An 11995-nucleotide genomic window follows, 5' to 3' on the forward strand; every position below is an offset into this window, starting at 1 on the left:
TTGAATACAAGGAGAAGATGATGGCACAACGGATTGCATACGTAACAGGTGGGATGGGCGGAATCGGCACGGCGATCTGTCAGCGTTTATCCAAAGGCGGCTTTAAGGTGATTGCTGGTTGCGGCCCAAACTCGCCCCGCAAGGATCGTTGGATTGGTGAGCAAAAAGCCTTGGGTTATGAGTTCATTGCGTCTGAGGGTAATGTATCCGATTGGGAGAGCACCAAAGCAGCCTTTGAGAAGGTCAAAGCCGAGGTAGGTCGGGTTGATGTCTTGGTGAACAATGCCGGCATCACTCGGGATAGCGTGTTTCGGAAGATGACCCCTGAGGATTGGAAGGCGGTGATTGATACCAATCTGAACTCGCTCTTTAATGTAACCAAGCAAGTGATTGATGGCATGATCGATAACGGCTGGGGCCGGATCATTAATATCTCCTCGGTCAACGGTCAGAAGGGTCAGTTTGGTCAAACTAACTATTCCACTGCCAAGGCAGGCTTGCATGGCTTCACCATGGCGCTAGCCCAAGAGGTTGCTAGCAAAGGGGTGACCGTGAATACCGTTTCACCAGGCTATATTGCGACAGATATGGTTAAGGCAATTCGGGAGGATGTGCTTGAGAAGATTGTCGGCACAATCCCAGTGAAGCGCCTGGGAACCCCCGACGAGATTGCCTCAATCTGCGCTTGGATTGCCTCAGACGACGGCGCCTTCTCAACCGGCGCCGACTTCTCGGTCAATGGGGGGATCCATACAGGCTAAACTAAGGTAAATTCTGCATTGCAACAGCGAGCAAGGGAATCACCATGGCTACACGAACAAAACGGGCTGGCGATGAGCGCCTAATCAAAAAGTACCCCAATCGGCGTCTCTACGATACCCAGACGAGTACCTATGTAACTCTTGCTGACATTAAGCAGTTGGTTATGGCGTCCGAGAGCTTTAAGGTTCTCGATGCTAAAACCGATGAGGATCTGACCCGCAGCATACTTTTGCAGATCATTCTTGAGGAAGAGGCCTGCGGGGTGCCACTCTTCACGACCCAGATGCTGCAGCAAATGATCCGTTTTTATGGTCACTCGATGCAAGGGTTGATGGGGAGCCATTTGGAGCGCACCATGCAATCCTTTATGGATATGCAGCAAAAGTTAGCGGAGCAATCCAAGTCGATGACCGGTGGTGGTACTGAAGCCTGGACCCAAATGATGAACTTGCAAAATCCTTTTATGCAAAATTTGATGACCAACTATATGGATCAGAGCAAGGACTTATTCCTAAAAATGCAGGAACAAATGCAAGGCTCGAACCAACTCTTTACTGGCTTCCCATTCAAAGGCAAATCTGACACATCGGATTCCAACTCCTAAGCACGGGGCTTAGAGACTTTCATTACATCATTAAGATCGGGCATTATTCGTGGTTGCAAAAGTAGGATTTGTTTCATTGGGGTGTCCCAAAGCATTGGTGGATTCTGAGCTCATCTTGACGCAGTTAAGTGCCGAAGGTTATGAGACCGCAAAAGACTATGCTGGGGCCGATCTGGTGATCGTCAACACCTGCGGCTTTATTGACTCTGCAGTGGAGGAAAGTCTGTCTGCGATTGGAGAAGCCCTCACCGAGAACGGCAAGGTGATCGTGACCGGTTGCCTAGGTGCCAAGAAAAATGCCGATGGTAGCGATCTGATTACTAGCATCCATCCCAAAGTATTAGCGGTAACTGGACCACATGCAACCGCTGAAGTCTTGCAAGCCGTACATACCCATTTACCCAAACCGCATGACCCATTTTTGGATCTTGTGCCTCCGGCTGGGATCAAACTAACGCCAAAGCATTACGCTTACCTAAAAATTTCAGAGGGTTGTAATCATCGTTGCAGCTTTTGCATCATTCCAAGCATGCGAGGCGATTTGGTATCGCGTCCCATCGGCGATGTGTTGCAAGAAGCACAAAAACTTTTTGAGTCGGGAGTTAAAGAGCTCTTGGTGGTTTCGCAAGACACGAGTGCCTATGGTGTGGATATTCAGTACCGCACCGGTTTTTGGGATGGCAAACCCATTAAGACCCGTCTTTACGATTTGGCACTTGCACTTCATGAGCTCGCCATATCGCATCAAGCCTGGGTGCGGATGCATTACGTGTACCCCTATCCGCATGTTGATCAGATTTTGCCGATCATGGCTCAATTCAAGGATACGGGATTTGGACTCTTACCGTATCTTGATATTCCATTTCAGCATGCACACCCAGATGTCCTCAAGCGCATGAAGCGACCCGCCAGTGGTGAAAAAAATCTGGACCGAATCCAGTCATGGCGTGCGATTTGTCCTGACCTGGTGATCCGCAGTACCTTTATTGCTGGATTTCCCGGGGAGACCGAAGAGGAGTTTTCAGCCTTATTGCAATTTATGGAAGAGGCGCAAATCGATCGAGCCGGATGTTTTGCTTATTCACCGGTGGAGGGTGCTACTGCGAATGCGCTCGACAACCCTGTCCCAGAGCCCATTCGCGAGGAGCGGCGCTCTCGCTTTATGGCGCTTGCTGAGGAGCAATCGAGCCGGCGCTTACGGCGATTAGTCGACCAACGCATTCGGGTATTGGTTGATCATGTGACCCCAGAGGGTGGGATTGGTCGGAGTGCGGCCGATGCCCCAGAAATTGATGGGATTGTGCGAATTCTTGCACCCAGCAAGCCTTCCAAGCGGTATCGGGTTGGGGAGTTTGTAAAGGCAACCGTCCTTGATACGCAAGGGCATGATCTGATTGTGCAAGTGTAGATAATGAGCTAAAACTAGCTATTGGGCTAATCTGTAAAGAAGGGAACAATGATGAGTCGTGAAGTCGTGGTCTTAAGTGCAGCGCGTTCTGCAATCGGTAGTTATGGCGGCAGTCTCAGTGGCATGGAGCCATCAGAGTTGGCTGGTGTGGTGATGAAAGAAGCCGTTGCCCGTTCTGGCGCCGATCCTGCCAAGATTAATTATGTGACGGTCGGTAATACTATGCCAACTGACTCACGCTACGCTTATGTCTCTCGCGTGGCTGCAATTCAAGCGGGGCTGCCAATGGATTCGGTCGCGATGGCAGTGAATCGTTTGTGCAGTTCTGGATTGCAAGCGATTGTGACCACTGCGCAAGGCATCATGCTCAATGATTATGACTATGGTGTGGGCGGTGGCGTTGAAGTGATGTCGCGTGCAATGTATGGAGCCACTGCAATGCGCAATGGTGCACGCATGGGCGATACCAAAATGATTGACCTGATGGTCGCCGTTCTCACAGACCCTTTTGGTGTGGGTCATATGGGCATCACTGCCGAGAACTTGGCTGAGAAATGGAAGATTACACGCGAGGATCAAGATGCCTTTGCTGTTGAATCCCATCGCCGTGCAGCAATAGCAATTAAAGAGGGTCGCTTTAAATCCCAAATCGTACCGATTACATTAAAGACCCGAAAGGGTGATGTGGTGTTTGATACCGATGAGCATTGCAAACCGGATACCACCATGGAGACCTTAGCGAAGATGAAGCCTGCCTTCAAAAAAGAGGGTGGCACAGTCACCGCAGGAAATGCATCGGGTGTTAACGATGGCGCTGCCTTCATGGTCTTGGCCGCGGCTGATGTGGCTGCCAAAGCTGGACAAAAGCCAATCGCACGTTTGGTCTCTTATGCAGTCGCTGGTGTACCCAATCACATCATGGGTGAGGGCCCCATTCCCGCAACCAAGATTGCTTTGCAACGCGCTGGATTGACTCTAGACAAGATGGATGTGATTGAGTCCAATGAAGCCTTTGCTGCTCAGGCAATTGCTGTCACCAAGGGATTAGATTTGGACCCAGCAAAGACCAATGTGAACGGTGGTGCAGTTGCCCTTGGTCATCCGGTAGGTTGCACCGGTGCTGCGATCGCCACTAAAGCCATTTATGAATTGCATCGCACCAACGGTAAATATTGCTTAGTCACCATGTGTATTGGTGGCGGTCAAGGTATTGCCGCGGTATTTGAGCGACTCTAAGCCTTAGAGCAGTTCGAGGACTGCATCCAAGCCGACGTTGTCTAAAGCGACGTCGGCTTTTTCTTTAACAATCGCCTTGGCGCGATAGGCGACGCTCAAACCGCAGTCGGCCATCATCAATAGATCATTGGCGCCATCACCAATCACAATTGCAGCGCGCTTATCGAGATCAAAGTGTGCACACGCCGCTTCCACAAACCGATTCTTGGCCGCTCCATCCACAATCTCACCCAAGACCTTACCGGTGAGCTGATGATTCACAATCTCTAATTGATTGGAATGGGTCTCGCATAAGGCAAGGCGTTCTTGCATGCGATCGGTAAAGAATGTGAATCCACCCGAAACCAGTAGGGTGTGCATATCACGTTCATGCGCACCGCTGATCAAGGGCTCGGCTCCGGGATTGAGTTGTAAGCGTTCCTCATAGACCGAATGCAAAGCCGAGATGGACGCACCCTCTAATAGGGCAACACGGCGACGCAAGCTCTCAGCAAAGTTTGGGATCTCGCCACGCATCGTGGCCGCAGTAATTTCTGCGACCGCTGCTTTCTTGCCAGTAAAGTCAGCAATTTCATCAATGCACTCAATATTGATTAAGGTCGAGTCCATATCCATGGCCAAGACTTTCAGTGTGCTTGGATTAAAGCCAGTAGGTAGAATGGCCAAATCACAACCACGCTCTGCACAATACTGGCGCAGACCATTGCGTTCGAATGCTTCAATCTCGCGCATTAATAAAAATCTCCCCGCAGTATGCTGAAAATCAATCCCCAGGGTTTGCATAGCACGTTCTAAGCCTGAAACGAGTTGGGGATCAGTCGCTTTTGATCCTAAGATCTGCAAACTGGGGAAGGGGTGAGACGATGAAAACACCATAAATCAATTATGCCTAAGCGATCGATGAGAGCGCAGGAGTTGGTAGAGGATGTGCCGAGGCCACCAGAGCCGTGCTTAAGAGTTTCATGAGCTGTCGAATCGCTTCGATGCGCTGCTCAAGCTGATCAAACGAGGACCCCTTAGTAGGTAAGTATTTAATGCGATCTTGGCCATTGAGTTGCACCTGAGGGTTGGATTGCACCAAACGAATCAATTTCACGGGATCCAATGGAGGGTGTGCAATAAAACTTACCTGGATGCCATTTGGACTCGCATCCATTTTCTGAATGCCGTAGAGAACCATTTCAAGGCGTAGCCGATGGGTCTCGTAAAAGGCTTTGGCAGGATCAGGTAAGTTACCAAAGCGATCCACAAGTTCTTCACGCAACTGGCTCAACTCATCAAAGGCTTCACAGCTGGCAAAGCGTTTGTAGAGCGATAGGCGTTCATGCACATCGGGACAATAATCCGCAGGCAGGAGAGCGGGTGCCCCTAAATTAACATCGGTCACCGCTTGCATGGGTGAGAGGAGATCGGGCTCCTTACCACTGCGTAAGGACTTGACTGCGCGATTGAGCATCTCGGTATACAGCTGAAAGCCAATTTCATGAATCTCACCCGATTGCTTATCACCCAATACCTCACCAGCCCCACGGATCTCTAAATCGTGCATAGCAAGATAAAAACCAGAACCGAGTTCTTCCATCGCCACGATCGCGTCTAGGCGTAAACGTGCTTGCTTCGTGAGTGCATCTGGATCAGGTACTAATAGATAAGCATAGGCTTGGTGATGCGAGCGGCCCACGCGACCGCGCAATTGGTGGAGCTGCGCCAAACCAAACTTATCAGCGCGATGCATGATGATGGTATTGGCGGTTGGTACGTCAATCCCGGTTTCAATGATGGTGGTACACAGCAAGACATTACTGCGCTGCGTGACAAAATCTCGCATCACGGCTTCAAGCTCGCGTTCGTGCATTTGGCCATGCGCCACGGTAATTCGGGCTTCGGGTAAGAGCATCTGTAAGGCTTGCTTGCGATTCTGGATGGTCTCCACCTCGTTGTGTAAGAAGTACACCTGACCACCACGTTTGATCTCGCGTAAGACCGCTTCCCGAATCACACCATCACTCTCACGTCGCACAAAGGTCTTAATGGCTAGACGTTTCTGAGGAGCAGTCGCAATCACCGAGAACTCACGCAAGCCCTCGAGCGCCATACCTAAAGTGCGCGGTATTGGAGTGGCAGTGAGTGTGAGGATATCCACCTCTGCACGCAATGCCTTCAAGGCATCTTTCTGACGCACACCAAAGCGATGTTCTTCATCAACAATTACCAAACCAAGGCGCGCAAATTGCGTCTCTTTGGAGAGGAGCTTATGGGTACCAATCACAATATCAGCCTCACCGGCAGCAATCGCAGCTAATGCCGCACTGATCTCTTTAGCAGTCTTGAAACGTGAGAGCTCCACAATCCGAACTGGCCAGGCGGCAAAACGATCTTTCCAGGTGGCAGCGTGTTGCTCAGCCAGTAGGGTAGTGGGTGCCAGAATCGCCACTTGTTTACCACCCATCACCGCCACAAAGCTAGCGCGAAGTGCCACCTCGGTTTTACCAAAACCCACATCGCCACAAACCAAGCGATCCATCGGCTTGCCGCTAGTCATATCGCCAATCACTGCAGCAATCGCATTCGCTTGGTCCGGCGTTTCTTCAAAGCCAAAGCTCTCTGCAAACGCGGCATAGTCATGTGCCGAGAACTCGAAGGCATGACCTTTGCGGATTGCTCGTGCGGCATAGAGATTGAGAAGCTCTGCTGCCGTATCTCGTATTTGCTGAGCAGCCTTGCGCTTGGCTTTATCCCACTGACCAGAGCCCAATTGATGCAAGGGCGCTGAATCCGGATCGGCCCCCGCATAGCGCGTGACCTGATGCAGTTGTTGGACTGGCACATACAAGGTTGCATCGTGCGCGTAGATGAGATGCAAAAATTCCTCGAAGGCGGGTGCTTCTTTAGGACCCGCCATATTGAGTAATACCAAGCCCTGGTAACGACCAATGCCATGTTCGACATGAACCACAGGGTCGCCGACCTTGAGCTCGGATAAATCCCTAAAGAGGGTATCGGGATCGGTATTGCTGGTTTCCTTACCCCGACGCTGACGCGCCGTTTGCGTGAAGAGCTCAGCCTCCGTAATGATGAGTAATTGCTGGGGTTGCCATACAAAGCCATTAAAGAGGGGAGATACGCAACACCCAAAGCGCTCATCACCTTTTACAAAATCAGCGATGGTGTTTACACCCTGTGGGTGTAAAGCAAACGCTGCATCTTCAGAAGACCCTAAATTACTCTCTTCAATGAGTTGCCGAATTGACTCGAGTCGTCCTGCACTCTCTGCACAAATTAGGATGCGCCATTCATTTTGAGAAACTAATTGCCGCAAGCGCTTGAGGGGATCGGCATCGCGTCGATGAATGGCGACATCTGGTAATTGGGTAAAGACAGGTTCCGTCGTTGAATCCAATGCGGCTTGCGTTTGGAGCACAAAGCGCGGATAGGACTTCGCAATCGTATAAAACTGCTCTAAGCTCAAGAACAAATCCTGAGGCTTTAGCACAGGACGCTCGAGATCGTGCTTTAGAAAAGCATAGCGTTGCTCGGTATCTTTCCAGAACTGCGTGATACTGGTTTCAATATCACCCACATAGCCAAGACAAATATCGCTGCGACTATCCTCTTGATCGCTGCGTACAAAGTAATCAAAGACGGTGGCGGTCTCATCAAAAAACAGCGGCAGGTAAGACTCAATCCCCGCCGTCGGAATTCCAGTACTTACATCCTTGTAGATTGAGCAGCGCGTTGGGTCTCCCTCAAAATACTCCCGCCAGCGCCCCCGAAAGGCAGTGCGTGAGGCCTCATCAAATGGAAACTCATGACCAGGCAATAAACGGATTTCTTTCACTGGATACAAGCTGCGTTGCGTATCTGGATCGAAAGCACGGATATGTTCAATCTCATCGCCAAAGAGATCGAGGCGATAGGGTAGGGATGACCCCATTGGGAACAGATCAATTAAGCCACCCCGAATGCTGTACTCGCCAGGGCGCATCACTGCACTAACGGGATCGTAACCTGCCTGTTGCAATTGCAAACGCAGAGCCTCTTCATTTAAGCGCTCGCCTTGGCAAAAGAAAAAAGTATGAGCGGATAAAAATGCGGGTGGGGCAAGCCGCTGCAATGCGGTGGTCACTGGCATTAGGATCAGATCGCACGTGCCGTTTTGCATTTCATAGAGAGTGGCCAAGCGTTCGGAGATTAAATCTTGATGCGGTGAGAAATGATCGTAGGGCAGGATCTCCCAATCTGGCAGTAAGCGAATGCGCAATTGCGGAGCAAAGCTCGGAATCTCCTCCAGTAAGCGCTGGGCATCGGTCGCATTGGCGCAGAGCACCACAAACTGGCTGTAATTGCTGCGATAGGCGCCTGCCATTTGTGCGAGAAGCGCGGCATCGGCTGAGCCAACAATGGAATCGAAGGTAAAGCGCTGCCCCGCCCGTAGCACGGGAATAGGGGGTGTAAGTAAAGCAGCAGGCCTTGGCGCTGCCGCTGGATTGACAGCATCCGACATCTAGAAGCATTATAGAATCAGGTATGTATCCCATTCTGAACCTGCCATGGCAACACTAACTAAACCTTGCCATGCCGTATTGCCCTCTGCGGGCATGGGCGTACGCTTGGGTGGCGATCAGCCTAAACAGTTTCGGCATTTGGCAGGTAAGCCCATGTTGCTTTATGCCTTGGATGCTTTCTTTGCCTGCCCTAAGGTGAACTCGGTCTGGATCGGCATGAGTCCTGGCTCAAACTCTTTGATTCATGACCTTAAATCACGTTACCCTCATCCGGTTAAACGCTTTGAATTCCTGGAAACAGGTGGCCCCACTCGGCAGCAAACGGTCTTAAATACACTTGCGGCAATGCTTGATCTAGGAGTTGATCCGCAGGATTGGGTATTAGTGCACGATGCAGCCCGCCCAGGAATCACCCCTGAATTGATTGCCAGGCTCATCACTTTAGTCAAAGCTCAAGAGCAAACTGAGAGTCACCATCAGACATTGCAATCCGGTGGTCTCTTAGCAATGCCGGTTGCCGATACGATGAAAGAGACCACGCACGATGCGATGCGTGCCAAGACGACGATTGATCGCTCGCATCTGTGGCAAGCACAAACCCCACAGATGTTTCCTCTCAAAGTGCTCCATGATGCATTAAGTCAGGCCATTGAAGCGGGGGCCAATATTACCGATGAAGCGAGCGCGATTGAGCGCTTAGGTGGGCAACCTCTTTTGGTCGAGGGCGCTACCCGGAACTTCAAGGTAACCCATCCTGCAGATTGGGAGTTGATGGAGCTAGTTCTCAGTGAGCGTCGGTAAAATAGTGCCATGACAAGCAGCATTCCATTTCGGATCGGGCAGGGGTATGACATTCATGCTCTGGTACCCGATCGCAAATTGATTCTGGGGGGAGTAACCATTCCCTATGAAAAGGGTCTACTTGGCCACTCGGATGCTGACGCACTCCTGCACGCCATTACTGATGCACTCTTGGGTGCCGCTGGTCTGCATGACATTGGGCAAATGTTCCCCGATGACGATGCGCGCTTCAAAGACATGGATAGCCGAGTGCTACTGCGAGCAGCCTTACAAAAGGTCCAAGCTGTGGGGTATCAGGTTGGCAATGTCGATGCTACTGTCATCTGTCAAAAACCAAAATTAGCTCCGTATATTCCGGAGATGGTGCGCCACATTGCGAGTGACCTGAAGGTGACCGACAGCCACATTAATTTGAAAGCCAAAACCAATGAATCCCTAGGCCATCTGGGTCGGGGTGAGGGAATCGCAGTCCACGCCGTGGCTCTCCTCTATAAGGCATTGTAGAATCTACCTTTTACGTGAATTCTGAGCCGGTTCGTGTCTGCATCGCTGAAATAGCGAGGATGGCGAAATTGGTAGACGCACCAGGTTTAGGTCCTGACGCCAGAAATGGTGTGGGGGTTCGAGTCCCCCTCCTCGCACCACACGGCTGCTTGGCTTAGTCTTCACATCTAACCTTCATTAAAGAGGCTGCAGTGCAAATCGAAAACTTAGGTAGCTTAGACCGCAAAATTACTCTCCAATTTAATCGTGCTGATGTGAACCAAGCACGCGAAGCACGTTTAAATAAGATTGGTAAATCCATGAAGATGCCTGGCTTTCGTCCAGGTAAGGTGCCCAAGAAAATGGTGGAGCAGCAGTATGGCCTGCAAGTAGATTTTGAGGTTCAGTACGACAAAGCCTCGCAACTCTTTTATGAGGTCAGCAAAAAAGAAGGAATCAAATTAGCTAGCCAGCCCCGCTTAGAACCCAAAAGTGAGATTGGTGCCGACGAAGTGGTCTTCGACGCTTTCTTTGAGGTCTTGCCGGAAGTGAAGATTGGGGACTTCAGTGGCTCCGAATTAACCCGCTACACCACCGATGTGAACGATCCAGAAATCGATCGCGCATTGGATGTGTTGCGTAAACAGCGCGTGCATTACCACTCGCGTGGTGAGGCAGGCGAGCATGGTGACGGCGGTGCTGACACGAGTGCTCAAAAAGATGATCAAGTCACTCTTGATTTTGTGGGCACGATTGATGGTGTGGAGTTTGCAGGCGGTAAAGCCGACGACTTCAAATTCGTAATCGGTGCCGGTCAGATGTTGCCCGAGTTTGAGGCCGCAGCCTTAGGTCTTAAAAAGGGCGAGAGCAAAACCTTCCCTTTAAGCTTCCCAGCGGAATACCATGGTAAAGAAGTGGCAGGTAAAACAGCTCAGTTCACAATCACCATCAAGGATGTCGCCTGGCCTCATTTACCTCCTGTTGACGATGAGTTTGCCAAATCCCTTGGGATTACCGAAGGTGGCGTCGAGAAGATGCGCAGTGAGATTAAGGCCAATATGGAGCGTGAGGTGAAGCGGCGCAGCGAGGCTCTCCTTAAGAATCAGGTCATGGAAGAGCTAATCAAGCAATGCCAACTCGATGTGCCTAAATCACTAATTACTAGCGAGCAAGAACGCTTAGTAGAAGGCGCGCGTCAGGACCTGATGCAACGCGGCGTCCCCAATGCAAAGGATGCGCCGATTCCTGCCGAGATGTTTGCTGAGCAGGCTGACAAGCGCGTGCGTCTTGGATTGATTCTGTCGGATCTTGTCAAGCTTCATAACTTAACCGCGACCCCTGATCAAATTAAAGCGTCTATCGAAGAGACTGCTGCAACTTATGAAGATCCCAAAGAGGTGGTGCGCTGGTATTACAGTGATCCGAGCCGCCTCAAGGAGGTCGAAGCAGTGGTTCTCGAGGAGAACGTGGTGAAGCACATTTGTAGCCTCGCGAAGGTAACCGACAAATCGGTTAGTTTCGAAGAGCTCAGCAAAATGAGTTAATCTAGTACAAATGATCAATCTAGAAAGTCAATGAGCATGAGCGCACTTGAGACCCAAGCCCTTGGTTTAGTCCCGATGGTGGTAGAAACCTCCGGACGAGGAGAGCGTGCCTACGACATCTACTCACGTCTATTAAAAGAGCGGGTGGTGTTTCTGGTGGGTGAGGTCAATGATCAAACCGCCAACTTAGTGATTGCGCAATTACTATTTCTGGAGAGCGAGAACCCCGACAAGGAGATCTCGCTTTATATCAATTCTCCTGGTGGATCGGTCTCTGCTGGTTTAGCAATCTATGACACCATGCAATTTATCAAACCCCATGTGAGTACCTTGTGCATGGGAATGGCTGCCAGCATGGGCGCCTTCTTGCTGGCCGCTGGTGAAAAGGGCAAGCGCTACGCCTTGCCCAATGCGCGCGTGATGATTCATCAGCCATTAGGTGGTGCACGCGGTCAGGCCTCCGATATTGAGATCCAAGCTCGCGAGATCTTGTACTTGCGCGAACGCTTGAACACGATCTTGTCGCAACGCACAGGCCAAACGATCGAGACCATCGCTAAAGATACCGATCGCGATAATTTCATGTCAGCTGAGCAAGCACGTGATTATGGCCTGGTTGATAAAGTGATCGATCAGCGCGGTAGCTAATACC

Annotated in this window: 10 protein-coding genes and 1 tRNA gene; 9 read left to right on the plus strand and 2 right to left on the minus strand. The window is 50.8% G+C overall.

From position 1 onward, the window contains the following. Window positions 1–20 precede the first annotated feature (20 nt). From QUE62_RS04410 to QUE62_RS04425, 4 genes are read left to right on the plus strand one after another with little or no spacing between them, the layout of a single operon-like run. The gene (locus tag QUE62_RS04410; protein ID WP_286224633.1) at window positions 21–761 is read left to right on the plus strand and encodes a 3-ketoacyl-ACP reductase; all 741 of its coding nucleotides are present in this window, start codon (window positions 21–23) and stop codon (window positions 759–761) included. 44 nt (window positions 762–805) lie between these two features. Beyond that, the gene (gene phaR, locus QUE62_RS04415) at window positions 806–1366 is read left to right on the plus strand and encodes a polyhydroxyalkanoate synthesis repressor PhaR (RefSeq protein ID WP_286224634.1); all 561 of its coding nucleotides are present in this window, start codon (window positions 806–808) and stop codon (window positions 1364–1366) included. A gap of 49 nt (window positions 1367–1415) precedes the next feature. Then, window positions 1416–2774 (plus strand): 30S ribosomal protein S12 methylthiotransferase RimO, encoded by a 1359-nt coding sequence (rimO, locus tag QUE62_RS04420; protein ID WP_286262471.1) that lies wholly within the window; start codon window positions 1416–1418, stop codon window positions 2772–2774. A gap of 51 nt (window positions 2775–2825) precedes the next feature. Then, window positions 2826–4010: an acetyl-CoA C-acyltransferase family protein gene (locus QUE62_RS04425; protein WP_286262561.1), complete on the plus strand. Its 1185-nt coding sequence runs from the start codon at window positions 2826–2828 to the stop codon at window positions 4008–4010. Window positions 4011–4013: 3 nt separating this feature from the next. Here QUE62_RS04425 and serB read toward each other — a convergent pair whose 3' ends face one another. Beyond that, window positions 4014–4886 (minus strand): phosphoserine phosphatase SerB, encoded by an 873-nt coding sequence (serB, locus tag QUE62_RS04430; protein WP_286262472.1) that lies wholly within the window; start codon window positions 4884–4886, stop codon window positions 4014–4016. Between the two features lie 13 nt (window positions 4887–4899). After that, entirely contained in the window at window positions 4900–8514 is a 3615-nt protein-coding gene (mfd, locus tag QUE62_RS04435) for a transcription-repair coupling factor (RefSeq protein ID WP_286227387.1), read from the minus strand. Window positions 8515–8560: 46 nt separating this feature from the next. Between mfd and ispD the strand changes: the two genes are divergently transcribed. The 5 genes from ispD (at window position 8561) to clpP (ending at window position 11991) form a co-directional block, all read left to right on the plus strand. After that, window positions 8561–9316 (plus strand): 2-C-methyl-D-erythritol 4-phosphate cytidylyltransferase, encoded by a 756-nt coding sequence (gene ispD / locus QUE62_RS04440; RefSeq protein WP_286227388.1) that lies wholly within the window; start codon window positions 8561–8563, stop codon window positions 9314–9316. A gap of 9 nt (window positions 9317–9325) precedes the next feature. Further along, the gene (ispF, locus tag QUE62_RS04445; protein ID WP_286224640.1) at window positions 9326–9820 is read left to right on the plus strand and encodes a 2-C-methyl-D-erythritol 2,4-cyclodiphosphate synthase; all 495 of its coding nucleotides are present in this window, start codon (window positions 9326–9328) and stop codon (window positions 9818–9820) included. Window positions 9821–9873: 53 nt separating this feature from the next. Next, window positions 9874–9960, plus strand: a tRNA-Leu gene (locus QUE62_RS04450). Window positions 9961–10011: 51 nt separating this feature from the next. Beyond that, complete coding sequence (tig, locus tag QUE62_RS04455) at window positions 10012–11343, plus strand: trigger factor (RefSeq protein ID WP_286227389.1); 1332 nt, start codon at window positions 10012–10014, stop codon at window positions 11341–11343. A gap of 30 nt (window positions 11344–11373) precedes the next feature. Next, the gene (gene clpP, locus QUE62_RS04460; RefSeq protein WP_108508366.1) at window positions 11374–11991 is read left to right on the plus strand and encodes an ATP-dependent Clp endopeptidase proteolytic subunit ClpP; all 618 of its coding nucleotides are present in this window, start codon (window positions 11374–11376) and stop codon (window positions 11989–11991) included. Window positions 11992–11995: the final 4 nt, after the last annotated feature.

It is taken from the genome of Polynucleobacter sp. HIN9 (assembly GCF_030297635.1).
Classification (GTDB): domain Bacteria; phylum Pseudomonadota; class Gammaproteobacteria; order Burkholderiales; family Burkholderiaceae; genus Polynucleobacter.